The organism is Pseudorhizobium tarimense, from assembly GCF_022968135.1.
GTDB classification, from domain to species: Bacteria; Pseudomonadota; Alphaproteobacteria; order Rhizobiales; family Rhizobiaceae; genus Neorhizobium; species Neorhizobium tarimense.
In genome coordinates this window covers 21182-46250 of sequence record NZ_JALJRA010000025.1, presented here as the reverse complement: position 1 = coordinate 46250, position 25069 = coordinate 21182, and the positions used below count along the sequence as shown (strand labels likewise).

At 58.2% G+C, this 25069-nt stretch carries 26 protein-coding genes and 1 pseudogene; 15 read left to right on the top strand and 12 right to left on the bottom strand.

What is annotated here, in order from left to right:
* The first annotated feature begins 12 nt into the window (after positions 1 to 12).
* From MUU54_RS22100 to budC, 7 genes are all read left to right on the top strand, one after another.
* The gene (locus MUU54_RS22100; RefSeq protein WP_247246123.1) at positions 13 to 1017 is read left to right on the top strand and encodes a helix-turn-helix domain-containing protein; all 1005 of its coding nucleotides are present in this window, start codon (positions 13 to 15) and stop codon (positions 1015 to 1017) included.
* 145 nt (positions 1018 to 1162) lie between these two features.
* Positions 1163 to 1912, top strand: coding sequence for an SDR family oxidoreductase (locus tag MUU54_RS22095; RefSeq protein WP_247246122.1), 750 nt, complete (start codon positions 1163 to 1165; stop codon positions 1910 to 1912).
* Positions 1913 to 1970: 58 nt separating this feature from the next.
* Positions 1971 to 2519 carry a flavin reductase family protein gene (locus tag MUU54_RS22090; protein WP_247246121.1) on the top strand — a complete coding sequence of 183 codons (549 nt, stop codon included), beginning with the start codon at positions 1971 to 1973 and terminating at the stop codon, positions 2517 to 2519.
* A 50-nt stretch (positions 2520 to 2569) separates the two neighbouring features.
* Positions 2570 to 2854, top strand: coding sequence for a DUF1330 domain-containing protein (locus MUU54_RS22085; protein ID WP_247246120.1), 285 nt, complete (start codon positions 2570 to 2572; stop codon positions 2852 to 2854).
* Positions 2855 to 2954: 100 nt separating this feature from the next.
* On the top strand, positions 2955 to 3257 hold the full coding sequence (locus MUU54_RS22080; RefSeq protein WP_247246119.1) for a putative quinol monooxygenase: 303 nt from the start codon (positions 2955 to 2957) through the stop codon (positions 3255 to 3257).
* A 20-nt stretch (positions 3258 to 3277) separates the two neighbouring features.
* Positions 3278 to 4117, top strand: a complete 840-nt coding sequence (locus MUU54_RS22075; protein WP_247246118.1) for an oxidoreductase — start codon at positions 3278 to 3280, stop codon at positions 4115 to 4117.
* Positions 4118 to 4190: 73 nt separating this feature from the next.
* Positions 4191 to 4961, top strand: a complete 771-nt coding sequence (gene budC / locus MUU54_RS22070) for a meso-2,3-butanediol dehydrogenase (RefSeq protein ID WP_247246117.1) — start codon at positions 4191 to 4193, stop codon at positions 4959 to 4961.
* Between the two features lie 207 nt (positions 4962 to 5168).
* Here budC and MUU54_RS22065 read toward each other — a convergent pair whose 3' ends face one another.
* The 7 genes and pseudogenes from MUU54_RS22065 to MUU54_RS22035 form a co-directional block, all read right to left on the bottom strand.
* Positions 5169 to 5603, bottom strand: a complete 435-nt coding sequence (locus MUU54_RS22065) for a DoxX family protein (protein ID WP_247246116.1) — start codon at positions 5601 to 5603, stop codon at positions 5169 to 5171.
* A 179-nt stretch (positions 5604 to 5782) separates the two neighbouring features.
* On the bottom strand, positions 5783 to 6559 hold the full coding sequence (locus MUU54_RS22060; RefSeq protein ID WP_247246115.1) for an SDR family oxidoreductase: 777 nt from the start codon (positions 6557 to 6559) through the stop codon (positions 5783 to 5785).
* An 11-nt stretch (positions 6560 to 6570) separates the two neighbouring features.
* Positions 6571 to 6987 (bottom strand): ester cyclase, encoded by a 417-nt coding sequence (locus MUU54_RS22055; protein WP_247246129.1) that lies wholly within the window; start codon positions 6985 to 6987, stop codon positions 6571 to 6573.
* 66 nt (positions 6988 to 7053) lie between these two features.
* Positions 7054 to 7825, bottom strand: a pseudogene (locus MUU54_RS22050) (SDR family NAD(P)-dependent oxidoreductase).
* Positions 7826 to 7898: 73 nt separating this feature from the next.
* The gene (gene wrbA, locus MUU54_RS22045; protein WP_247246114.1) at positions 7899 to 8507 is read right to left on the bottom strand and encodes an NAD(P)H:quinone oxidoreductase; all 609 of its coding nucleotides are present in this window, start codon (positions 8505 to 8507) and stop codon (positions 7899 to 7901) included.
* A 117-nt stretch (positions 8508 to 8624) separates the two neighbouring features.
* A complete protein-coding gene (locus MUU54_RS22040; protein ID WP_247246113.1) occupies positions 8625 to 9224 on the bottom strand; it encodes an NADPH-dependent F420 reductase in 600 nt (199 codons plus the stop codon).
* A gap of 25 nt (positions 9225 to 9249) precedes the next feature.
* On the bottom strand, positions 9250 to 10146 hold the full coding sequence (locus MUU54_RS22035) for a pirin family protein (protein WP_247246112.1): 897 nt from the start codon (positions 10144 to 10146) through the stop codon (positions 9250 to 9252).
* A gap of 100 nt (positions 10147 to 10246) precedes the next feature.
* Here MUU54_RS22035 and MUU54_RS22030 point away from each other — a divergent pair, with 100 nt between their 5' ends.
* Positions 10247 to 11161 (top strand): LysR family transcriptional regulator, encoded by a 915-nt coding sequence (locus MUU54_RS22030; RefSeq protein WP_247246111.1) that lies wholly within the window; start codon positions 10247 to 10249, stop codon positions 11159 to 11161.
* Positions 11162 to 11566: 405 nt separating this feature from the next.
* Here MUU54_RS22030 and MUU54_RS22025 read toward each other — a convergent pair whose 3' ends face one another.
* From MUU54_RS22025 to MUU54_RS22010, 4 genes are read right to left on the bottom strand one after another with little or no spacing between them, the layout of a single operon-like run.
* A complete protein-coding gene (locus MUU54_RS22025; protein WP_435532482.1) occupies positions 11567 to 12835 on the bottom strand; it encodes a TRAP transporter large permease in 1269 nt (422 codons plus the stop codon).
* Positions 12836 to 12837: 2 nt separating this feature from the next.
* Complete coding sequence (locus tag MUU54_RS22020; RefSeq protein WP_247246109.1) at positions 12838 to 13314, bottom strand: TRAP transporter small permease; 477 nt, start codon at positions 13312 to 13314, stop codon at positions 12838 to 12840.
* A 53-nt stretch (positions 13315 to 13367) separates the two neighbouring features.
* A complete protein-coding gene (locus MUU54_RS22015) occupies positions 13368 to 14324 on the bottom strand; it encodes a sialic acid TRAP transporter substrate-binding protein SiaP (protein WP_247246108.1) in 957 nt (318 codons plus the stop codon).
* A 46-nt stretch (positions 14325 to 14370) separates the two neighbouring features.
* Complete coding sequence (locus tag MUU54_RS22010; protein ID WP_247246107.1) at positions 14371 to 15102, bottom strand: FCD domain-containing protein; 732 nt, start codon at positions 15100 to 15102, stop codon at positions 14371 to 14373.
* A 5-nt stretch (positions 15103 to 15107) separates the two neighbouring features.
* On the opposite strand from MUU54_RS22010, the gene MUU54_RS22005 reads away from it, so the two are divergent.
* Positions 15108 to 16118, top strand: a complete 1011-nt coding sequence (locus tag MUU54_RS22005) for a dihydrodipicolinate synthase family protein (RefSeq protein WP_247246106.1) — start codon at positions 15108 to 15110, stop codon at positions 16116 to 16118.
* A 144-nt stretch (positions 16119 to 16262) separates the two neighbouring features.
* On the opposite strand, the gene MUU54_RS22000 is transcribed toward MUU54_RS22005, so the two are convergent.
* Positions 16263 to 17078 carry a GntR family transcriptional regulator gene (locus MUU54_RS22000; protein WP_247246105.1) on the bottom strand — a complete coding sequence of 272 codons (816 nt, stop codon included), beginning with the start codon at positions 17076 to 17078 and terminating at the stop codon, positions 16263 to 16265.
* Between the two features lie 174 nt (positions 17079 to 17252).
* Here MUU54_RS22000 and MUU54_RS21995 point away from each other — a divergent pair, with 174 nt between their 5' ends.
* The 6 genes from MUU54_RS21995 to MUU54_RS21970 all read left to right on the top strand — a co-directional run bounded on the left by MUU54_RS21995 (position 17253) and on the right by MUU54_RS21970 (position 25011).
* Positions 17253 to 18242, top strand: coding sequence for a Bug family tripartite tricarboxylate transporter substrate binding protein (locus MUU54_RS21995; protein ID WP_247246104.1), 990 nt, complete (start codon positions 17253 to 17255; stop codon positions 18240 to 18242).
* A gap of 67 nt (positions 18243 to 18309) precedes the next feature.
* Positions 18310 to 18762: a tripartite tricarboxylate transporter TctB family protein gene (locus MUU54_RS21990; protein WP_247246103.1), complete on the top strand. Its 453-nt coding sequence runs from the start codon at positions 18310 to 18312 to the stop codon at positions 18760 to 18762.
* Between the two features lie 13 nt (positions 18763 to 18775).
* Positions 18776 to 20278, top strand: coding sequence for a tripartite tricarboxylate transporter permease (locus MUU54_RS21985; RefSeq protein WP_247246102.1), 1503 nt, complete (start codon positions 18776 to 18778; stop codon positions 20276 to 20278).
* A gap of 40 nt (positions 20279 to 20318) precedes the next feature.
* Complete coding sequence (locus tag MUU54_RS21980; protein ID WP_247246101.1) at positions 20319 to 21350, top strand: amidohydrolase family protein; 1032 nt, start codon at positions 20319 to 20321, stop codon at positions 21348 to 21350.
* A 25-nt stretch (positions 21351 to 21375) separates the two neighbouring features.
* Positions 21376 to 22443, top strand: a complete 1068-nt coding sequence (locus MUU54_RS21975) for an Ldh family oxidoreductase (protein WP_247246100.1) — start codon at positions 21376 to 21378, stop codon at positions 22441 to 22443.
* 222 nt (positions 22444 to 22665) lie between these two features.
* Entirely contained in the window at positions 22666 to 25011 is a 2346-nt protein-coding gene (locus tag MUU54_RS21970; RefSeq protein WP_247246099.1) for an NADP-dependent malic enzyme, read from the top strand.
* The last annotated feature ends 58 nt before the right edge of the window (positions 25012 to 25069 follow it).

Below are 25069 nucleotides of genomic sequence, written 5' to 3'. Positions count from 1 at the left end.
AGAGGGTCCGCATTGGCAAACATCGAACCAGTCCATGAAAACACTTTGCCCCCAATCCCGGCCGTCAGCGGGCAACCCATTTACCCATCGGCCCTCGTGCCTGACCTGGATGAGATGACTGCAAAGCCCGAGCGGACGTCCCCGCTTGGGCTTGAACGGTACATAGCGGGTCGTACGCTTATCAGTGGCGATAGTCCGGCTTGGAATGACATGTTTGTGAAGGTCTATTCCCGTCTGAACAAGCAGGAGCCCTTTCTCGTTCCAGCCGTCCGCGAACCATTGATCGTCTGGGTGATGTCAGGCGAGGCGGTGGTTGAGGAGCGTGACCTCGACGGAGAATGGGTAGCCAACACCGTGACCCTTGGCGATTTCTTTCTGACCCGCTCTCCCACCCCCTACGAGATGCGCTGGCGCGCGATCGGAGAAGCACCTTTCCAGGTCATGCACCTTTATCTCTCTGTTCCGCTTTTCGAGCGCGTCGCCTACGACGTGCTGGGATGTGCTGCTCCTCCTGCACTCCGCGACATTTCCGGAGGTAAGGACACGCAGCTGTCGCATCTTCTTTCACTGATTCACCAGGAGCTTACGTCGGAAGGGAAGGGGAGCCAGCTGTTCATCCAGGGCCTTGCCCAGACACTCGCCGTGCATCTCATCCGAAACTATGCCTCCAGTGAAGCTCCCGACGATCGTCAGAACGCACTTCCCGGCTTCAAGCTTCGTCGCGCTGTCGCTCACCTCGAAGAAAAGCTGGCAGAGCCGTTCAATCTTGCTCAGCTCGCCGAAACGGTGGGCATGAGCGAATTCCATTTAAGCCGTCTGTTCAAGAAGGCAACCGGGCTCTCGCCCTCGCGCTATTTAATCCGTCAGCGCATAGCCAGGGCACAGCTTCTCCTGCAGGAGACCGATACGAGCATCATCGAGATCGGCATGTCCGTCGGCTATGCGAGCCCTAGCCATTTCGCCCAGGTCTTCCGTCGCGAAACTGGCTTGCCGCCGAGTCACTATCGGCGCGGCTAGTTTTTTACCGGTCGCGTTTTCGAGCAAGATCGCGACAGGCCGAGCAAGAGCCCGAGAGAAGGGTGTCGGCGGTCGGCCTAAATTCCTCCTTGTCAAAACCAAACGCCCACCGCGGTTGTGGGCTTCAAGACAAGGAGTAAGAACAATGACCAACCTCAACGGAAAGATCGCACTGGTCACCGGGGCGTCGAGCGGCATTGGCGCTGCTACCGCCGTCAAGCTCGCCGAAGCAGGCGCAAAGGTCGGCATCGCTGCCCGCCGTACCGACAAACTCGAAGATCTCAAGAAGCAGATCGAAGCTAAAGGCGGCGAGGCTCTTGCTTTCGAAATGGACGTCGTCGATACGGCCTCGGTCGACGCGGGTGTCAAAAAGCTTATCGACGCCTACGGCTCGATTGACCTCCTCGTCAACAATGCCGGCCTGATGCCACTCTCCGATATCGACCAGTTCAAGGTCGACGAGTGGCAGCGAATGGTGGACGTGAACGTGAAGGGCCTCCTCAACACGACCGCCGCCGTTTTGCCCCAGATGATCAAGCAGCATTCCGGCCACGTGTTCAACATGTCCTCGATCGCTGGCCGCAAGGTCTTCAAGGGTCTGTCGGTCTACTGCGCGACAAAACATGCGGTCACGGCTTTCTCTGATGGCCTGCGTAGGGAAGTTGGTCAGAAGCACGGCATTCGCGTCACCTGCATCCAGCCGGGCGCCGTTGCCACCGAGCTCTACGATCACATCACCGATCCTGGTTATCGCAAGCAGATGGATGAGCTGGCCACGCAGATGACCTTCCTCCAGGGCGAGGATATCGGCGACACCATCGTCTTCGCAGCCCAGGCCCCGGCTCATGTCGATGTCGCCGAGCTGTTCGTGCTGCCAGTGGACCAGGGTTGGTAACAGACCGGCCCTTGAGAGGTCCCTGCCTCAATGCAGGGACCTCTCAAGGGAGATTGTCATGAAGGAATTACCCGCATTTCAAGCTTATCGGGTTCTGGAGCCCGGCCCGATCGTCATGGTCTCCACGAATGATAACGGCAAGCCCAACGTGATGACGATGGGCTTCCATATGATGATCCAGCATGACCCGCCACTGATCGGTTGTGTCATTGGGCCGTGGGATCACAGCTACCAGGCTCTCCGCAAAACCGCAGCATGTGTCATCGCTGTCCCCGGTCTCGATCTTGCCGAAACCGTGGTCGACGTCGGCAACTGCTCGGGCGATCGGGTGAACAAATTCCAGAGGTACGGACTTAAGACACGACCTGCCAAGGACGTATCAGCGCCACTCCTCTCCGACTGCCTGGCCAACATCGAATGTCGGGTCGTCGATACGCGGCTCTGCGATCCCTACAACCTCTTCATCCTTGAGGCGACGAGGATCTGGATCAACGAGAACCGAAAAGAGCGTCGAATGATGCATCACCGCGGTGACGGCACGTTCACCGTCGATGGCGGCACACTCGATCTCAAAGACCGCATGGTCAAGTGGCGCCATCTACCCTGACAGCGATACGAGGCCCACAAGCCACAAACTCAACAGGAAAGGAAAATCTTATGTCTGCCTATCTTATCGTCGATCTCGACATCCACGACATGAAGTCGATCGAAGACTACCGGTCGAAGGCATTGCCGCTCGTCGCCAAAGCCGGCGGCAAGCTCATCGCCATCGATGAAAGCCCTCTGGAGTTGGAAGGCTGGACTGCCACTAACATGCTCATCATCGAATTTCCGGACAAAGATTCGATCCGTCAGCTTTTCGCATCGCCTGAATACGCGCCGTTGGCCGCTCAGCGGCAGGCTGCGGCCGCATCGCGCATCGTAGCGATCAACGGCGTCTGAAAAGCGCAAGATCACGACAGCTCCCGCAAAGCCGCGGCAGATCTTTTCTAGGCATGCCGTAACTATGCGGGTGTTGCCCTAACCCAGAAGGAGACCCGAAATGGCTGACCTCACCAATGTGGCCTACTTCACCGCGAAGCCGGGCCGCTCACGAGATCTGGGTGACGAACTGCTTCAGCTCGTCGCTCCGTCCCGCAACGAGGAAGGCTGCCTACGCTACGAGATCCACCAGTCCAATGACGTTCCCGACGTGTGGATGGTGCTCGAAGACTGGCGGCACACCTCTGACTTCAAACTTCATATGAGCACGCCTTACGTCGAAGCCTTTATGGCGAAGGTCCCGGACCTGTGCGTCGAAGACGTGGAAATCTGCGGCTACCAGCAACGGTCCCCGCAGGTCTGAAACACAAAGGAGTATATGAAATGAGAACGCAAAACCCCAAGGTCTGGCTCGTAACCGGATGCTCTACAGGCTTCGGTCGTTACATCGCGGAACACCTGCTGGAAGCCGGTGAAAAGGTCGTGGTGACGGCTCGCAAGACTGACAAAATCGCGGATCTTGAGCAGAAGGGCGATGCCCTGATCCTCCCGCTCGACGTCATCGATCGGGATCAGTGCCAGAAGGTTGTAGACGCTGCAGAAGCGCATTTCGGCCGCATTGACGTCCTGATCAACAATGCCGGGATCGGTTTCTTCGGCGCCATTGAGGAAACCGCCGAAGCCGACGCCCGCCGCCTGTTTGATGTCAATTTCTTCGGTACCGCCAACACGATCCATTCGGTGCTTCCGCATATGCGAGCCCGCCGCAGTGGTACGATTGTCAATCTGACATCAATCGGCGGCCTTGTTGGCTACACCGGCGTTGGCTACTACTGCGCCACCAAATTTGCGGTGGAGGGCCTGTCGGATACGCTCCGAAAAGAAGTTGCCCCACTCGGGGTTAACGTCATGACCGTCGAGCCAAGCGCGTTCCGGACGGAATGGGCAGGCTCGTCGAACGAGGTCTCCGCGTCCATTGAGGATTACGAGGCGACAGCGGGCGAGGCGCGCCGTGCTTACCACGCATCGGTCGGAAAGCAGGCCGGTGACCCCGCGCGCGCGGCGAAGGCGATCCGGGAAGCCGTGCTGGCTGAACAGCCTCCTCACCATCTTCCGCTTGGCAATGATGCCGCAGACGCAGCTCTAAAGAAGGCGGAGGATCTGAAGGCGAACGTCCTTGCCTGGGAAGCTTTGTCTCGTTCCGCCGACTTCCCGACAAACTGAACTAATCCAGTCAAACCCAAACACGAAACCGACACTGCCGCGGCTTTCGCCACGGAGAACGAAGGAGTGTGTCATGTCAAAGCGATTTGATGGAAAAGTAGCAATCGTAACGGGCGGTGGTTCCGGTATCGGCGCCGCCATTGCCAACCGGTTTCTTGACGAAGGAGCGTCCGTGATGATCTCCGGCAGAACCGAGAAGCGGTTGTCGGAAGCTGCCTCGAAGATGCCGGCCGACCGCAGTGGCATCTTTGTCGCAAACGTTTCCTCCCGTCCGGACTGCGACGCCCTTGTCGCAGCGACGGTCGAGCGGTTCGGCCGCATCGACACCGTCGTCAATGCTGCAGGTATGAATCTCGTCGGTACCATCGAGGAGACCAGCGACCAGGATTGGGACGAGTGTATTGCCTCCGACCTTTCCGGCGTCTTTTACATGAGCCGCGCCGCGGTTCCGCATCTGAAGGAGAGTAGGGGTTCGATCGTCAACATCGGCTCCGTCTCATCCCTTGGCGGCGGCTGGAGCCATGCGGCCTATAATGCTGCAAAGGGTGGGGTTGCTAATCTAACCCGCTCAGCGGCCTGTGACCTCGGCAAGTTCGGCGTCAGAGCCAATACAGTGGCGCCCGGACTTACGGTTACGGGGATGGTGGAAGCGATCATGGATGATGACGCGCTGCTAGAAAAGGCGTGGGACCGGATCCCGTTGCGCCGGGCAGGCCAACCTGAAGAGATTGCCTCGGCGGTCGCATTTCTTGCCAGTGATGACGCTGCCTGGATCACCGGAATTGTCCTGCCGGTCGATGGTGGACAGACTTGCACCGATGGCGGTCCGGAATGGGGTAAGTAAAAACGCGAGAAGCCCGGACAATGGTCCGGGCTCAGCTTGATGACAAACCCCGCCCCACCTTCTCAAGGACAAGGATTCACGGAACGTCTCTGAATCGAAAAGAGAACAGATCGGAGTCGAAGTAGCGCCAGCAAAGGCAAAGAGGACTTTGTCAGCAGTCTGAGCCCGAACAATGGTCCGGGCTTTTCCTGTGATCGGGTGGCTCGATTAGCGGCGGGCGTCGAGGCTGAAACGGCCCGCGCCGAACGCCACGACCTGGAGCATGCCGCCGGCCATTGCGATGTTCTTGAAGAAGTGGATGAACTGGTTGAGGTCGCTGAGGTTGTTGTGGAACGTCAATGCCGTGGCAACGCTAAACAGGGCAAGGATCAGGGCGACGATGCGGGTCTGGAAGCCGAGGATCAGGGCGATGCTGCCGACGATCTCAGTCAATACGGCCGCGCCGTAGGACAGCGACGGGAAGGGCAGGCCGACCATGTTGATATAGCCAATGGTGCCGGCCGGGTCGGAAATCTTGCTGATGCCAGAGATGAGGAAGATTGCTGCCAGAAGTACACGGCCGACGAGCGGGGTTACACCATGGACGAGAGCAGACTTCGAAAGGGTTTCAGCGCGCTGGGCGATTGTATCGGAATAAGACATGGACGTTTTCCTTGAGTTGGAGCGTAGCCACCGTGGCTGCGTTGTGAGAAGAAATTGCCATTATTCGATCAAACGAAAAAGCTGGATAATATCGCTGATTTTCGTCGATAAATTCGAACGATGAGGACAAAGAAAAACCCGCGCTGCGAGGGCGCGGGTCCGACTGGAGGGTCGAGAAATTAAATGACGGCGAGCAGCCCTCCGTCCACCAGGAGCGCGGTGCCTGATACGTAGCTCGACAGGTCCGAGCCTAGAAAAGCGACAGCATCTCCGACTTCGGCCGGTTTGCCAAGCCGCCGCAGCGGTGTCCTCTGGCGGAAGCCCTCGGAGGCCTGGGCGATACCGGGGTTGGTGCGAAGAAGCTCTGTGTCGATGGTGCCGGGTGCGACTGCATTGACGCGGATACCGTCGGGGCCAAGAGCATCGGCCAATGATTTGGCCATCAGCACAACACCGCCTTTGCTCGTCGAATAGGCGACGGTGATGCCGGCGCCAGAGATCCCGCCCATGCTCGCCATGAGGACAATGCTACCCTGCTTGTTAAGCGCCTTCATCTGACGTGCAGCTGCCTGCGCGCCAAACAGCGGGCCATCGAGATTGACAGACATCAGGCGCCGGAAATCGTCTTCGGGAACCTCTGCGCCGTCTGTCTTCAGCGTGATCCCGGCGTTGGCAACCATAACATCGACGCCGCCAAATTCTTCAGCAGCGGCCACCAAGGCGTCGTTGTCAGCCTTGCGGCTAACATCTGCTTTGACAAACATCGACTGCGCTCCGAGCTTCCGGATCTCGGAAGCAGTGGGTTCGCCGCCTTCCCGGGGTGCCTCGACAACGTCAGAGACAATGACGGCTTTGGCGCCGTGTTCGGCAGCACGGATGGCGATCGCACGGCCAATGCCGCTCGATGCACCGGTTACGATGACGACTTTGCCATCGAGAATGTTAGTTTTGGTCATGACACCCGTCCTTACACTTCAGGGATTTTCGGCGCCGAAGGAGGCAGGGCGTCTAGCTGCTGTAGAAGGTAGTAGAGATTGGCCACACCCCAATGCTCGGCGATCTTGCCGTCGCGAATGCGCATGGCGCCGACCGTCTCGAACTTGATCTTGCGACCGGTTGGCTCGATCCCCAGAACGACGCCCTGATGGGTACCGTGGTAGGTCTTGAAGGTGGTGACGATATCGCCATCGACGGCCTGCCAGTGGATCTCGGCGTGGAAGTCGGGGAAAGCCCCGCGCAGCGCGTGATAGAGACGACGAGCGCCCTCCTTGTCTGGCGTTCCTCCCGGCTGCGGCGTGTGGTCCAGGAAGTCGTCGGCGAAAAGCTCGTCGAAAAGTTCGAAGTCTCCGCCGGACTGGACTTCGAGTGTGTTGCGGCGGACGATTGCTTTCGATGCTTCAGATGAGGTTTCATGACGTCTGACATGGAATAATCCTTTCGAGGTTCGTTGTCAGAGTTCAAAGCCACCGATGGTCATGCCGCCATCGACGGTCAGCATGTGTCCGGTGACATAGGAGGCGGCGTCGGAGGCAAGCCAGATTGCTGCGGCCGCGATTTCCTCCGGCCTGCCGCCGCGTTTGGCAGGAATGGCGTTCTGAGCGAGTGCCGCAAAAGCCGGGTTTTGTTGGCTGTTCGCCAACCATCGGCGTTTCAGTCCAGCCCGGCGCGATCGCATTGACGCGGATGCCGTGGGCTGCATTTCCCATCGCGACAACCCGGGTCAGGCCCTGAACGCCATGTTTGGAGGCGGCATAGGCACTCATGCCTCCCGGCCCCGTCGAAGCGGCGACGGAAGCCGTGTTAAGGATAGAACCACCGCCGCTGCGCTTGATCAGCGGGATCTGGTGCTTCATCCCGAGAAAGACGCTCTGCAGATTGACGGCGATCACCCGTTGAAAATCCTCAAGATCATAGTCTTCGATGCGCTTCGCCGGGCCGGTAATCCTCGCATTGTTGAAGGCAGCATCGAGACGGCTGGATTTCGAACTGATCGCCTCGATCCATCCGACGACCTGGAGCTCGCTGGCCACATCGAGTTCGGTTGTGAACGCCCGACCGTCGTCTTTTCGAATGAGCTCTGCTGTTTGTGCTAGCCCGCCGGCATCGCGATCAGCCAGGTGCACCGTCGCGCCGTCGCGAGCGAGCCCGACTGCTATCGCTCGACCGATCCCGGAACCTGCACCGGTGACCGCGACGACCTTGTTTGAGAAAAGCGAGGACATGACTTCTCCAGACCAGCCGATCGCAATCGGCTGGTCTGGTTGGAGCTGAATTTTAAGAGCGATTTAGGCGGGTTTAGTTGCGGGCAGCGACGAGAGCAGCTGCAGTGCGGGCGACGATCTCGCCCTGGTGGAAGGCACCAGCGAGATCGATCTGCGAAGGCTGGCGCGACCCGTCGCCACCGGCTACGGTCGTTGCCCCATAAGGAGCGCCGCCGACAATTTCTTCACTGCTCATCTGTCCTTGGTGGCTGTAGGGGAGGCCAACAATGATCATCCCGAAGTGCATGAGGTTGGTGATGATCGAAAACAGGGTGGTTTCCTGGCCGCCGTGCTGGGTCCCGGTGGACGCGAACGCAGCGCCCACCTTACCGTTCAGAGCACCACGAGCCCACAGGCCACCGGCCTGATCGAGGAACGCCGCCATCTGAGACGACATCCGGCCGAAGCGTGTGCCTGTACCGACGACGATGGCGTCATAGTCGGCCAGTTCGGCGACTGTCGCAATCGGGGCGTCCTGGTTGATCTTGAAGTGAGCCTTTTCGGCGACGTCAAGCGGAACGGTTTCTGGGACGCGCTTGATTGTTACTTCGGCGCCGGCGCTTCTCGCGCCTTCCGCGATCGAGCCTGCCATCGTCTCGATATGGCCGTAGGACGAGTAGTAGAGGACGAGAACTTTGGTCATTTGCTTTGCTCCGTTGGGATGGCTGAATTCGATGGAGACAACATCTGCTTTTCTATCATTCGATAAAAGCAGCATAAATTGATCTGTTACGTTCGAATTCATCGATTGGTGACGTTGTCAGCCGTCCTTCAGCAGGGTGAGCGCAACCAGCGGCTGCCCAAAATGCTGCAACGAGCCGGAGGCCTTGAAGCTTCCAAGGTCAGATGGTGCAAATCCCAAACGTGTGATCAGTTCGGAAACCTTTCTGCTGGCTTCAGGAAAATTGCCCGAGAGAAAGACAACACGCTTCCCGCTCGGCTTGACGGGGTCGGCCGCAAGCACCGCGGCAGGCAATGTGTTGAATGCCTTCACGAGTTCGGCGCCTGGAAAATGCTCGGCCACGATTTCCGACGACAGTCGGCCACCCAGGTCGCGGGGTTTGAAAGCGGGGAAATCGATGGCGTTCGTGGCGTCGACGATCGTACGGCCTTCCCACGACAACTTTCTCTTGGCAACTTCTGGAACGGCATCATACGGGACTGCAAGGATAAGCACGTCAGACAGAAGGGCATGGTCGAGTTCAACAGCCTTGACCGTGCCGCCGAACTTGTCAGTGATGGACTGAAGCGAGGCTGGACCTCGCGTGTTTGCGATAACTGCATCGACGCCGGCGGCATGGAAGCGCTCGGCAAGTGCGGAACCGATAGCGCCAGATCCGATGATTGCATAAGTGGTCATGGTAGTTCTCCTTTGTTGAGTGATGTCAGTTGAAGTTGTCGGGGAGGGGAATAAATTCATCGTCGCCCGGGACGCCGGGAAACTGCCGTTCGCGCCACAGATCAGCGGCATGACGAATGCGATCCTGATCCGTCGCGACAAAGTTCCAGCGAATGAACCGCTTTTCGGGAAGTGGCTCCCCGCCGAATGCGAGGAAACGGGCAGGCTTGCTTGCCTTCACAACGATTTCTGCGCCAGGTTTGAAGACGATGAGACGATCAGGGCCGTGCGTGCCGTCCTGCCCCACAATCTCAATGGCGCCACTAACAACGAAAATGGCTCGTTCGATATGCTCGCCATCGATCCTGTAGCGAGCCCTAGCCTCAAGCTGGATTTCCGCGGAGAAGAGATCCGAAAACGTGGTGGCAGGGGAACGACGGCCATGCAGGCTTCCTGCGAGAAGCTTCATATTGATGCCCTCGCCGTTGACTGTCGGCAGTTCGCCAGCGCCGATGTGCTGGAAAAGAGGCGCCGTCGCTTCAGACCGCTTCGGAAGTGCTATCCAGCTTTGCAATCCAGAAAGTCTTCCGCCGTCTTTGCGGATGTGCTCTGGAGTGCGCTCGGAATGGACGATGCCAGCGCCGGCAATCATTAGATTGACCTCGCCGGGGGTGATCGACTGGACGTAGCTTTCGCTGTCACGGTGCAGAAGTTCGCCTTCCAGCAGGTAGGTGAGCGTCGAGAGGCCGATATGCGGGTGAGGGCGTGTATCGATCCCTTCGCCCGCACCGAAGCGCACCGGGCCGAAGCTGTCGAGGAAGACGAACGGCCCGACCATTTGCCGCATAGCGGCTGGCAAGGCGCGGCGCACAGAGAAGCCTCCGAGGTCTCGGGTCGATGGCAAGATAACCTGCTCGATGTCAGCGTTCGACGAGTAAGACATTGTCAGCTCCGGCGATTGAAGTTCTTTGAGAAGAAGCTATGCCCACTGGACGTTTCGGAAAACTCAGATAGTTTCGGCTGAAACGATCGAGGAATTCGAAATGTCAGAACCCGGCCAGCCGACGCTGGATCAGCTAAAAGTGTTCATTACCGTTGTTGAAACCGGTAGTTTTGCCGCGGCGTCTCGCAAGCTGAACCGAGCCACCTCGGTTATCAGCTATACGATCGCAAATCTTGAAGCGCAGTTGGGCGTGACACTGTTCGATCGGCTGTCGACAAAGAAGCCGCAGTTGACGCTGGAGGGCAGGACCGTGCTTGCCGAGGCAAAAAGCGTCGCTCACGGTATCGATAATCTTCGGGCCAAGGTTAAGAGCATGCTCCGCGGGGTAGAGCCCGAGGTACACCTGGCGCTCGACGTCATGCTGCCAGCGGCGCGTGTAATGGATGCGCTGAAGGCGTTCCGAAAGGAGTTTCCCAGCGTCTCGCTTCGGCTTTATGTCGAGGCATTGGGTGCGGTGACGCAGCTCGTGCTCAACCGAACCGCATCGGTAGGCGTCAGCGGCCCTCTTGATGTGGAGATTGCCGGATTGGAACGTATCGGTGTCGGTTTCGTAAAGCTTATCCCCGTTGCGTCGCCCGACCATCCCCTGTCCGGCGGATCGCATCCGCCTGGCGCCGCACGGGGTCACATCCAGCTGGTTCTGACGGACAGATCACCTCTAACGCAAGGTCACGAATTTGCCGTCGTCGGCAATCATACTTGGCGGCTCGCAGACCTTGGTGCCAAGCACATGCTTCTCAAAGAGGGGATCGGCTGGGGCAATATGCCCGAGCCCATGGTGCGAGACGACATTGAAGCGGGTCGGCTCGTGCAGCTTGATCTTCCGGATTGCAAAGGCGGTCCATACCGTCTTCAGGCAGTCTATCGAACCGATACACCGCCGGGACCGGCCGCCCGGTTCCTGATAGACCATTTCCAGAGCCAGGACATCGATGACCCTATCGCTGCCGGATGAACCTTCGGAGAATGAAGCACGCAGTGCTTAGCAACGATCCACAGCCGGTTACGCCAGCAGCGAATTTATCTCATCACCCCTCAAGAATGGGTGAGTTCAAACTGGTGCAGACGCCGCTTTGGCCCGCCGGGTCTCGCGCATTTATCCGGTAACTCCCGCTTCCTACAACGACGCACTCATCCTACGCTTGTAAGACGAGGACAATAACAAGCGTGCAAACTAGCGGGATCTCGGTTCGATTCCCATCAAGAGCGAGGCTATGACCGCTTGGCGCCCGAATTTCGGACTTTGGCTGCCACGCCTGCCTAAAAGCCGTCATTGCCTCGGCGCCGCGTCAAGTCGCCTGTGCGCGAATATAGATTGGCGCTTAGAGGTAGCGAAGTCCTCGGTCCGGCTATTGTCGCCTTACTCCATCAGTGAAGGCAGACCGGTTGCCAGGATTGGGAAGGCGCAGACGAGGATCAGCACCACAATTGGAGGAACGAGCCAGGGCAAGATTGCTCTCGCCAGGCGAGGGAATGGAATCCCGCCGACCTGGGCAACGATAAACAGAGCCATCCCCATCGGGGGGGTAAGGATCGAGATCATCAGGTTCAGCACGACGATGATCCCAAAGTGGATGGGTTCGATCCCGAAGCCCTGTGCGATCGGCACTAGGATCGGTACGACGATGAGCAGGATCACGAGACTCTCAACGAAGGAGCCGAGGACGAAGATCATGAGATTGACGGCAATCAAGAAGGTGATCGGCCCGTCCGCGATCGACAGGAATAGCTGTGCAATCTGCTGCGGCGCCTGTTCGCGCGCTAGAACATAACCCATCAGGCTCACGCCAGCTATGATCGTTGCGATGGCTGAGGAAGTCGCTGCCGTCTCGTAAAGCGAGCTCCACAGTTTGCGAAGCGTCAGCTCCCGGTAGAACAAGAGATCAATGAGCAACGCGTAGAGCACCGTAACTGCGGCCGCCTCTGTCGGGGAAAAGTAGCCGGTGAAGATGCCGCCGATGATCACCATTGGGGTGAGAAGTGCGGGGAGGGAGCCGATGAAGAGTCGTCCGATGTCATCGAGACTTGCCCGCGGATCGACCGGATAACCGCGCCTGCGCGCCATTAGCCAAACCATAACCATGAGAGAGAAGGCGCACAAGAAGCCGGGGACGACGCCGCCAAGGAAGAGGGCGCCGATGGAAGTGTTGGAGATCACGCCGTAGAGGACCATGGTAATCGACGGTGGCACCAGCGGCCCAATCATCGAGGATGCGGCGGTGACGGCGCCGGAGAAGTCGTCATCGTAGCCGGCCTCCCGCATGGCCTCGATCTCCATCTTGCCGAGCCCGCCCGCATCGGCCATGGCCGAGCCCGACATGCCGGAGAAGAAGAGCGAAGCGAGCACGTTGACGTGTCCGAGGCCCCCGGTGATGTGGCCGACAAGCGCTCGCGCGAATCCGAACAGCTGCTGAGCGATACCAGCCGAGTTGAGGATCGAGGCAGCCAGGATGAAGAGGGGCACCGCAAGCAGCGGGAAGGAATTGAGGCCGTCCACCATCCTCTGCACAGAAAAGATGATGCCCATCCCGGACCAGTAGAAATAGCCCATCGAGACGAAGATCATGGCAACGCCGATCGGCACGCCAAGGAGAACCAGCGCGAGCCAGCCGAGGCCTATAGTCGCCAAGATCATAGAACGACCCCTTCGCCGTCTCGTCGGCCGAGCCCGATGATACGAAGGACGATCCGCAAGAGAACGAGAAGGAGACCAACGAAAGCCGCGAGGTAGAGCATGCCATCAGGGACGGGCAGAGTTACCGACGCATTGGACCAGGTACGGGTCACCGTCGTCCAGCCGATCCAGACGAGATGAGCTACAATTGCGAGATAGGCGACATCGATGGCCGTGAAGAGCCAGAACCGAGCTTTCTGACGCAGGAATCCAGCGAGCAGATCCATACGCAACTGGCTGTTCGTCCGTTCTGCCTCACCGATACCGATGAACGCCATCCAGACCCACAGCCATCGGGCCAGTTCTTCTGTCCAAATCGGGCCGTGAAACAATGGCGTGCGCCCGAGCACCTGTACGAGAAGAACCGCGATTAACACGATGAAGATCAACGTCGCGGCAATTCCTTCGAGAGAGTAAAGTCGCCGTGTCTGCATGGTCGTTCCTGAGAAAATGAGCGGCGCCCTCGGCCAAGGAGGGCGCCATGGCCTCACTCGGCTGTGACTTCAGCGATCGAACCCTCGCCAAACTGCTCCTCGAGCTTGTCGTAATAGCCCTTCATGGCAGCCTTGAACGGCGTGAGATCCGGCTCTGTTACCACCAGACCCTGCTGTTTGAATTTGGCGATAAGATCCTCTTCCGCCTTGAAATTGGCGGCGTCCGTCACGTCGCCACCGGTCTTGGCCGCCTCCGTAATCCAGCCGCGCTCCTGTTCGCTCATCCCCTTCCAAGTGTTAAGCGAGACCTGGATCGCCTGGGAGGCGATGAAATGGTTGGTAAGCGCGATTGCCTTCTGCACCTCATAAAACTTCATGGCCTCGATGGTTGGAAGCGGATTTTCCTGTGCATCGACCTGGTTCGTCTGGAGAGCCAGATAAACCTCCGCGAAGGCTACGGGCGCAGGCGTGGCGCCGACAGCCTCGGCATAGGCGATCAGGAACGGTACGTTCGGCGTGCGCATGCGTAGGCCCTTAAGGTCATCAATGCTCTCGATCGGCTTGTTGGCCGTTGTCTGGCGTGTGCCGAGATACCAGAGGTCGACTACCTTGACGCCCTGCTCCTCAAACTTCGCTTCCATCTTCTGGCCCCACGGCCCGGCCACAATTTTTTCCAGAGCGGGGAAGTCCTCGACGACGTAGGGAGCGCCGACAAGAGCAAGCTCCGGGATAACATAGGACATGTCGGGATAGCCGGTCGTGGCCATGTCGAGTTCGCCGGCCTGCATCATGGCGACCATGGCTTTGAAGTCTCCGAGCTGAGACGATGGGAACAGTTTCGCCGTCAGTTCGCCTCCGGAAAGCTCGTTCAGCTTTTCCTGGAATGCGACCATTCCTTTGTAGACATTGGAATTCTCGTTTTCCTGAGAGCCGAAGGTGATCTCCTTCGCGGACGTGACGCCTGCAAGAAGTGCCAGGATTGCAGTGCTAGCCAGTATTCTCTTCAGCATGTTCAAACCTCCTCTTTTGATTTTGCTGCTGGGTTGCAGTCGTGCCTCACGGCCCGGGGCGGGCCAGACGATCGCGGAACGAACGGGCGAGATGACGATCCATCTCGTCGATTGCTGCATGGCCATCGCGCCTGATAAGCGCGTCGAATATGGCGCGATGTTCGTCGTAGACGATACGATCGCGTGTGGCAGGATCCCTTTCTGCGGGACGAGCTGCGAGCAGTTCGGATACGAACATGTCGTGCAATGTCAGGATGACGGGGTTGGCGGCTACGGCAACGATTGCCCGGTGAAACATGATGTCGGTCTGGGCAAAGGCTGCCGTGCCTATCGCCTGACGGTTGCTGTCGAGTGCAGCGCCGATGCGGGAGATATCCACAGTTCCGGCTCGGATCGCTGCCTCGCGTACGGCGCCGACCTCAATGAACCCTCGCATCTGTTCAAGATGAGCATTGGACTCGACGTCACCGAGTATGTCCCGGATCGTTCCGCCAGCATTGCGCAAAACATCCGCAAGTGCAGGGCGACGAGCGCGCGGTCTTCGTCCTCCGCCTGCCTCGATGTAGCCCTTGTGCTGAACCAGCGCCAAGGCCTCTCGAATCGTGGGGCGCGATGCATCGAAGTGCGCACAGAGGTCACGTTCGGTAGGTAGCGCGTCGTCTTGGCTGATCTCGCCGCGGCGGATCTGCCGTATCAGCTCGTCCGCAATCTCCTGCGCCGACTGCCGGAACACAACATTAGCGGCTGGAATATCTTCAGGCGCGGTGGCGGCAGACATGGCGAGTGATCACTCTCGTATTGCTGAACTTATCTTTTGGTAAGGCTAAAAAAAGGTGTTGTCAAACCAATTGCTGCTGGTGCATAGGTGGTGCCATTGTAATGCGGATTGGACGCGCCATGACGAAAGCATTCTCCGGCATTTTCGCAGCTCTTCTGACGGCGATGGAGGAAGACGGCAGCTTTTCCCCGAAGCGGCAGAGGGAACTCGACGCTTATGTGCTTCGTCAGGGGCTGACCGGACTCTACGTCGCCGGAAGCAGCGGGGAATCCGGCATGCTGGAGAGCGGCGAATTGGCTGATGTCATCGCGGTGGTCGCGGAAGATGCTAAATCAAGCGGCGCCACACTTATTGCTCATGTTGGCCTGCCGTCGCTGAAGGCTTCGACATTTCTCGCCAAGGAGGCGGAGCGTCACGGCTATCATGCTTTGTCGGCACTGCCTCCACACAGTTATCCTTTTAGCGACGCCGAGATTCTATCATACTACAAGGCCCTCTCGGCTGCGACGTCGCTGCCGCTGATCGTCTATGAGATTCCAGCGCGCACTGGTCGGCCGCTTCCCATGCCACTGTTGCTCGAGATCCTCGACCTGCCGAACGTGGCCGGCTTGAAGTTCTCATCTATGGATCTTTTCAAGTTTGGTTCTCTTCGCCGGGCGCGCCCCGACAAGGTGTTCTATTTCGGCTATGACGAAGCCTATGCGGCGGCGGCGGCGATAGGAACCGACGGTGGCATCGGCACAACCTATAACTTGTTCGGCAAGCTCTACACCGCCATCGATACCAGCATACGCAGTTCCGACCTCGCTACGGCGCAGCATCTGCAGTCGATTTCGCAGCGCTTTGTCGAAATCCTGCTCGAAACTGGGGTCATGCCAGGCGTCAAGCTAGCCCTTGGCCTGCAGGGGGTGGATGTCGGGCCCTCGAGGGCGCCGATGTTACTGAAGACGGAGCACGCCGAAGCGCGCATCGCGGCCTTCCTCAGCGAGAGCGATGTTGCCCGCTGGCTCCCTTGAACACCAAGGGGAGCTTCAACAGCAGGTACGGCGGTTCGATTCGCTTCAAGACTAGATGTTCGCGCACCGTCCCAAGACAGTCCACCAGCCGCCGTCCTAGAGAGCCTCCTTGTCTCACGATCTCATCAGTCACGCCTACTGCTGCTATCCGCCTGATGGAAACCGGCTAATGTGCCGCTCAAATCGGAATTTGAGCGCATCGTAGTAGGTGCGAGAGAGTTCGATTGCTGCACCGGTATCTAGTGTCACCACCCTTTCGACTAACATCAGCGGATGTCCAACATCAGTTGCCAAAATGCCCGCGCGAAAATCGTCGGCAATGATGAATTCGATCGTCTCGCGAGCGATCACTGGGCGGTACTTAAACCGCCCCTCTAGAAGGCCATAAAGAGGTGGCAGAAGATTGTACTCCATCAGATCAGGAACGAGCGCTTCGGGCACGAAGCTCGTTTTGATCGCAACAGGTTTGCCATCTTGAACAAACACTTTGCGGATCTTGTGTACTTTTGCGTGAGGTTGTAGGCCCAACCGTTGTGCTATCCAATCTGCAGCCAGAACGGTTTCGGCGCCGTTCAGAGAAACGGTTCCGGCGTCCTCCTGCTCAAATTGTCCTAGAAGAAAATGATCCTGCTGGCCAATGGTCTCAGGAATCCGAGGAGGACATACAAACGTTCCTCGGCCTTGCTGACGTTCGAGAATCCCCTCATCGACAAGAGCGGTAATGGCTTGCCGAACGGTCACGCGTGATACTTTAAAGATCCCACAGAGTTCTGCCTCGGATGGCAGCCTGTCTCCTGGTTCAAGATGAAACGAAGAGAGGTCTCTAAGCTTGTGCTTGAGTTGCAGCCACAGAGGTGTGCTGCTTACTGCGGCAAGTTCTCCGACGTCCGCGATCGCAGAGGCAAGCCGGTTAGTTGGTGAAATCTGAGCCGCAGGCGGGGCTTGTGAAACGATTGACATAGCTTCCATTGCGAATCGTCTTGAGACGTATGATTTCGACGTTCCCACCGAAGAGGGTGCGTTTCGGCGGTCTGTCCGCTGTAGCAGCCGGAATTATCGCCCGCAAGGGTTGACAGCTAGGAAAGGCAAGACGTACTAAGACGTATTATAACATCATCTAGGAGGAGGAGATTGATGTCGATGATACTGAGAGGCTTGAAGGTGGCGCTCATTGGGGTTGCTGCAGGAGGATTCCTGAATGTGGCAAGGGCGGAAGCCCAGCAGCGTGCCCCTGAAGGTCCTATCGAGATCACAGTGGGAACCAGTGCCGGTGGCACGCCTGACTTGATCATGCGGCAACTGGGGCAAGCGCTTAATTCAACTGGGCTGGTCCCCAATCCGATTGTTGTGATGAACAGAACCGGCGGAGGTTGGACTGTTTCAAATAACTACGTCCTCTCCCAAGCGGGCAATGAACGTCTCTTGTACGCAATCGCACAGCCTATGATTACCACGCCGATCGTACAAGGCGCCGATAACGCCTATGAGAAGCTGACGCCTATCGCCATGTTGGTTTCTGGCGACCTCATTCTCTACACGCACGCCGATGCCAAAGAGGGGACGCTCAAGGAGGTTGTTGAGCGGGCAAAGAAGGAAGATCGCTCCGTTTCTGTCGGTGGTGCTCAAGCTGGCTCGACGGACCACCTGGTGACCGCCAGGTTGGAGAAGGCGGCGGGCATCAAGCTCAATTACGTTCCCTTTGACGGAGGCGGCACAGCGCTTGCTGCGTTCCTCGGCGGGAATGTCGACATGATAGTGCTTCCCCCGTCGGAGTCGGTTGACCTGCTTAAGTCAGGGCAACTGAAGCCGCTGGCTATCCTGAACAAGGTGCGCCGCAAGGAAGAGGCTTTTGCGTCGATTCCCACCGCGGTGGAGCAAGGATACGACGTGCTGTGGGGTCAATATTGGGGTATTGCGGGACCGCCTGGCCTTGATCCAGAGGTTGCGGCCTGGTGGAGTGATAAGCTCGCTCAGGTTGTTGAGACCGACGCATGGAAGGCTCTCGTTGCCCAGAACTACTGGACAACCGAGTTCGTAGGACAGTCAGGTGCCGGAGCGGCATACGAGAAGGTATACCAGGAGCATCTCGAAGCCCTTCGGGAGGTTGGCTTAGCCAAGAAGTAGTGTCTTGAAAAGCCTGCGGCGGATGCCGCAGGCTCATTTCTGCTCCACAACTAAGAAGAGATCTGCGATGAAGCGCCTTGAGGTCGGGGTTGGGCTGTTCAAACTGCTGCTGCTCGGGTTCGTTGTTGCGTCTACTGCGGGCCTGTCCTACTGGCAGGACGGCACGCCGGGACCGAGATTTTTCCCCATATGGGTCGCTGCTGTGGGGGGCATTGCGGCACTCCATCTGATCTATATGGCGTGGGCCGACACCCGGGAACGTGAGGTTGACTGGCCGGACATGAGCGGAGCCATCCGCGGCATCCTTATCTACGTCTTCCTTTGGGGTGTTGTTCTGCTCGCGCCATACATCGGTTTCATTACCGCCGCAGGTCTTTTCAGTCTCTTCTTTCTCATTCCGCTCATGCGCGTAAGACTGCTGCCGAGCCTTCTGACTACGGTCGTCATCGTTACGCTCCTGCATGTGCTGTTCATTAGATTGTTAGAACTCCAGCTACCGATAGGCCCGCTCGGCTTCTAACAGGGGATATGTCATGGATTTCGTTTCTGGCCTGGCGGACGGATTTAGCGTCGTTCTTTCGCTGCAGTGCGTATTGAGTATCATCGTCGGCGTTGTAATCGGCCAAATCGTTGGTGCCCTCCCAGGCGTTGGTGGGTCGGCAGGCATGGCTCTCTTGTTGCCTGTCACCTTCGGGATGCCTCCTATACCCGCGCTGATGCTCATCGCAGGTATCATGTATGGCTCCCAATACGGCAATTCGCTGTCTGCAGTGCTACTAAACGTCCCTGGGGACTCATCAAGCGTCATGACGGCACTTGAAGGGAACATGTTGGCGCGTAAGGGGCAGGCCGGTAAGGCACTTAGCATCGCGGCGGTCTCCTCCTTCATCGCTGGAGTGGCCGCTACGCTTGCTCTGGCTATAGCGACCCCCATCCTCAGCAAGTTCGCTTTGAAGTTTAGCGCTCCAGAGTATTTCCTACTTGCAGCCCTCGGTATTACGGCCACAGCTTCTCTCGGCGGGGGCTCTGCAGGCAAGGCGTTCTTGGCTGCTGCATTCGGTTCGCTCATCGCTCTCATCGGAGTAGATCCAATCTCTGGTGAGACGCGATTGACGCTCGGGATCAGTAACCTGCTGGACGGCATCGAGTTTCTTCCCGTAGCGATTGGCATATTCGGCGTCGCCGAGATTCTGGTCTCTCTGGAATCCCAGATGAAGCCAGTCGTTATGCCGGCAAAGCTCCGTGACCTTTGGCCTCGGTGGAAGGACTTCGTTGATGTACGCTGGTCTATATTCCGTGGATGGATGGTCGGGTTCTTGATCGGAGTCATGCCGGGAACTGGACCGACTGTTGCTACCTTTCTGACTTATGCCGTCGAGCGCCGCTTTGCACGCCAGCCGGAGATGCTCGGAAAGGGCTCCACAGAGGCGCTGTCCTCAGTCGAAGCATCGAATAATTCTGCTGCCACTGGCGCTCTCATTCCGATGTTGACATTGGGCATTCCGGGCTCTGCAAGTACCGCAGTTCTTCTGGCCGCATTCATCCTTCTTGGTATAAGGCCGGGGCCGCTCCTCATGGTTCAGCAATATGACCTGGTTTGGGGTTTGATCGCATCGATGTTCGTTGGCAACGTCATTCTCTTGGTGCTCAATCTTCCGTTGGCGCCACTATTCGCCTCTCTGCTGAAGATCCCCTACACATATCTCGCTAGCGGCATCCTTATCATGTCGATGGTTGGGGCGTTTGCCACGACGATGAACATGTTCACCGTCGGTATAATGCTGTTCTTCGGTGGTGTCGGCTACATCCTGATCAAGGCGGGCATTCCGCGCGCTCCCATTATTCTCGCATTAGTGCTCACTCCAATTATGGAGACGTCGCTGCGGCAGGCCCTGACGATGTCACGCGGCTCACTTTCCATTTTCGTATCTCGTCCGTTAGCTGCGGCGCTTCTGCTAGTGGTTCTCGCGACATTGATCCTTCCGCTGGCGAACATGTGGCTTTTGCGTCGCCGCCACGCTGCCACCGCCGCCTAATCTACCGACCAAATCTCAAGGTAAATAGCGAATGTCCCAATTGACGATCGATGCTCACGCCCACATTCTCGAGATGGAGACCGTGGAGGAACTGAAGACAGCTCTGCCGGGAGTCCGCTTCTCGCTTGAGCCGGTGGATGAAGACTCCGCTCACCTCTACGTTTCTGATGTGCATCAGTTCCCGTTCCCTCGAGGAGCATGGGACATGGAGGTTCGCCTCGAACACATGCGACAGTTCGGCTTTGACCGCCAGATCGTTGCAGTCTGCCCTCAGACGCTGCTCTATGACCTCGATTCTCGGGTAACGCTGACGGCATCTCAGATCCAAAACGATGCGCTGGGCCGTTTAGTTTCGCGAGATGGAGCTCGTTTCGATGCTCTTGCGACAGCTCCTATGCAGTCGCCTGAATTGGCGGCGCGCGAACTAGAGCGGGCAATGCGAGAGCGCGGGCTTGTTGGAGCCATGATAGGATCGAACATCAACGGAAAGAACCTTGATGATCCGAGTCTCGAACCGTTCTGGCAGGTTGCAGAGGCATTGCGTGCGATCATTCTGGTTCACCCGGTGAAAACTGCAGGGGCAGACCGGCAGAAGTCTTATTACCTGAAGAATACGATCGGGAATCCGCTCGATACCACGATCGCTGCTGGTAGCCTCATCTATGGCGGAGTGATGGAACGGCATCCGGACCTGCGGGTAGTGCTCTCACATGGAGGGGGGTTTCTTCCTTACCAGCTCGGGCGTTTCCGACACGCCTGGCAGGTCCGGGAAGAAGGAAAGTTGCATCTTAAGGTGTCACCGGAGGATTCGATCAATCGCTTTTACTACGACACCATTTTGCATGATGCTCGCCCGCTTCGGTATCTGGTAGATACGGTTGGAGCGGAGCATGTGATGCTTGGATCCGACTACCCCTTCGACATGGGCCAGTACGACTGCGTGGCCGTCACCCGCCAAACTGGTCTGGGGCAAATCCAACTCGACAGGCTGATGAAAGGGACGATTGAGCAGCTTCTGGTCGATGCTCGACAGGCCGTACAGCGGCCTTCTCTGGCGCCTGTGCAAAGTTGATCAAGGGAATTGATTGGAAATTCACATGAGGACACAGCTCTTTGCGGCAGACGCTGTCGCTAGATTTCTTTCAGACGTTCTGGAGGCAGAAGGAATCCCGTGCTCGGATGCGCGCGTTGTTGGCGATCTAATGGTCGAAGCCGATCTGCTGGGCGGGGACGGTCACGGTCTCTTTCGGCTTCCAAGGTATGTCAGCCGGCTGAAGGCGGGCGGGTTCAATAAAAACCCAAGTATCCGCGTGGAACGTCGAGATGGCGCGATGGCATTGGTCGATGGCGACAACGCGATGGGACATCTTGTGATGAAACATTGCGCAAAGCTGGCGACCGAAATCGCTCGTGAGCAAGGCGTGGCATGGGTGGGTGCCCATCACTCGAACCATGCCGGTGCTGCGGGTGTCTACGCGATGATGCCGCTCACGGAAGATATGATTGGTCTTTATGTCGCCGTTGGCAACGCTAATCATATGGCACCGTGGGGAGGAACGAAGCTGTTGCTTAGTACTAACCCTATAGCAGTCGCCATACCGGGTGAAAGCGGCGCGATACTACTCGACATGGCCACAACCAATGTGGCCTATGGAAAGGTTAAACTAGCCGCTCAACGGGGCGAGCAGATGCCGGAAGGATGGATGATTGACGGAGAGGGGCGACCTTTAACCGATCCTCACCAGGCTGCTTCAGGTTCGCTTCTGCCCATTGGTGGGGCAAAAGGATACGGGCTGTCGCTCATCTTTGGTCTTTTGGCGGGAACACTAAACGGCGCGGCCTTCGGTAGTAGCGTCATAGACTTCAATGCGGACGATAAGAGCGTCACCAATACCGGCCAGTTCATCGTTGCGATCAACATCCGACACTTTTGTGATCCGATCTGGTTCAAGAAGAGCGTTGAAGCTGTCCGTGCAGAGATGAAGGCATCACCAACAAGGCCAGGATTTGACGAGATACGGCTGCCAGGAGAACGTGCATTGGCGACGCGTGAACGGCGTCTGCAGGAGGGCGTCCCCGTCACGCCGGCTATGCTTGCCGAACTCGATCGCATTGCACGGGATGCCGGCGTTGCTCCGATGTCCGAGCGAGTAACGAGTGCTTGATGCTCAAGGCCGTACCTGTCGCTCGTCGCGGGGTGTACGCTTTGCGATAGCCAAATTGAGCTCACTAATTCGGACACCATTTCCTTCGGTCGTCGCACAAGCATGAGAACGCAATCAAAGGCGCTGCCGATGCTGGTGTCGGCTGGACTCAAACGCAACGCCGACACCGATCTCACTTCAAGCAAAGAGAAGATCGATCGATACGAGCGGAGAATAGAAGCGATGCAGGACCCACGGCCATCACGCTTGATCGAGTTCCAGATACGAGACCAAGGCGATGAACTCCAGCAACAGGCGCTGTTCTTCCACCGGTATCCCCGGGCTGGTAAGCTCGAAATCCAGCCGACAAAGCCGCTGGGCAACCAGCGCGACCTGGCACTTGCGTACACTCCGGGCGTGGCAGCGCCCTGCCTTGCGATCCGGGATGATCCCAATACGGCAGCTGATTATACCGGCCGCGCCAACCTCGTCGCCGTCGTATCGAATGGCACCGCCGTTCTCGGTCTGGGCAATATTGGTCCGCTGGCCTCGAAGCCGGTCATGGAGGGAAAGGCTGTCCTCTTCAAGAAGTTCGCAGCGATTGACGTCTTCGACATCGAGATCGACGCAAAGGACATCGACTCGATGGTCTCGACCATCTCGGCGCTGGAGCCCACATTCGGTGGTATCAATCTTGAGGATATAAAGGCGCCCGAATGCTTCGAGGTGGAGCGCCAGCTCCGTGCCAAGATGAACATTCCAGTTTTCCATGACGACCAGCATGGAACGGCCATCATCGTCGCGGCGGCGATCCTCAATGGACTTGAGCTTGCCGGCAAGAACCTCGCCGATGTGAAGATCGTCACATCCGGCGCGGGGGCAGCGGCTCTCGCCTGCCTCAACCTGCTCGTCGAGCTTGGCGCGCGGCGCGAGAACATCTGGGTCCACGACATCGAAGGTCTCGTCTACGAAGGGCGTATCGACCTCATGGACGAATGGAAGGCGATCTATACCCGCAAGAGCGAGACACGGTCGCTTGCTGAGAACATCCAAGGCGCTGACGTCTTCCTCGGGCTCTCAGCCGCCGGCGTTCTGAAGCCTGACCTGCTGGCGAAGATGGCAGAAAAGCCGCTGATCATGGCGCTGGCAAACCCGACGCCCGAGATCATGCCCGAACTTGCCCGCGCCGCACGCCCCGACGCCATGATCTGCACAGGACGTTCCGACTTCCCCAACCAGGTCAATAACGTCCTCTGTTTCCCCTTTATATTCAGGGGTGCGCTCGACTGCGGCGCCCGCACGATCAACGAGGAAATGAAGATGGCTGCGGTACGTGCCATCGCAGCACTCGCCCGCGAAGAAGTTTCCGACGTTGCCGCCCGTGCCTATTCCGGCGAAACGCCGGTCTTTGGACCAGACTACCTCATCCCCTCGCCTTTCGATCCGCGACTTATCCTGCGGATTGCGCCAGCCGTTGCCCGCGCCGCCGCCGAGACGGGCGTTGCGGCCCGCCCGATCCAGGATTTCGATGCTTATCTCGATGAGCTGAACCGCTTCGTCTGGCGCTCCGGCTTTGTGATGAAGCCCATTTTCAATGCGGCCAAGAAGGCCGAGAAGAACCGCGTCATCTTTTCGGAAGGCGAGGACGAGCGTGTGCTGCGCGCCGCTCAGGTTCTGCTTGAGGAGAAGACCGCGCGTCCGATTCTCATCGGCCGTCCGAGCGTCATCGAGGCTCGTCTGAAGCGTTTCGGTATCCGCATCCGGCCCGATATCGATTTCGAAGTTGTGAACCCGGAAGACGACCCTCGCTACCGCGACTACGTGGATGACTATTTCGCACTTGTGGGTCGCGCCGGGGTGAACCCGGAGGCAGCTCGTACCATGGTGCGGACCAATACCACCGTCATCGGCGCGCTTGCAGTGAAGCGCGGAGAGGCTGATGCCCTGATCTGCGGCGTCGAGGGACGCTACGACCGCCACCTGCGCGACGTCAACCAGATCATCGGCAAGCGGCAAAGCGTCTGCGCCTTTTCCGGGATGAGCCTCCTGATCTCGCAGCGCGGCGCTATCTTCTTCACCGATACTTTCGTCACCTATGATCCGACGGCGGCGGAAATCGCCGAGATGACCATTTTGGCCGCCGAGGAGATCCAGCGCTTCGGCATCGTCCCGAAAGCGGCTCTCGTCAGCCACTCAAATTTCGGCTCGCGCGACTCTGCCAGCGCCCGCAAGATGCGCGAAGCACTGGCGCTCGTGCGCCAGCGGGCGCCGGAGCTTGTGGTTGACGGTGAAATGCAGGGCGGGTCGGCGCTTTCGGAACCGCTGCGCAAGCGCGCTATGCCCAATAGTACCCTGACCGGCGAGGCGAACCTGCTGGTCTTCCCGACCTTGGACGCAGCCAATATATCGCTCGGCATTGTCCGCAACATGATGGATGCCCTGCATGTCGGCCCCATCCTCCTTGGAACTGCCCTTCCCGCCCATATCCTGTCGCCATCAGTGACATCGCGCGGCGTCGTCAACATGGCAGCCTTAGCGGTGGTGGAAGGACTCTTTGGCGGAAGGAATCACCGGGCGGTCCCTCAATGAGTGAGACGCAGTTACAACAGGCACAGGGTCGTCGGCTTCGGCAGACCTTGCGCGGAAA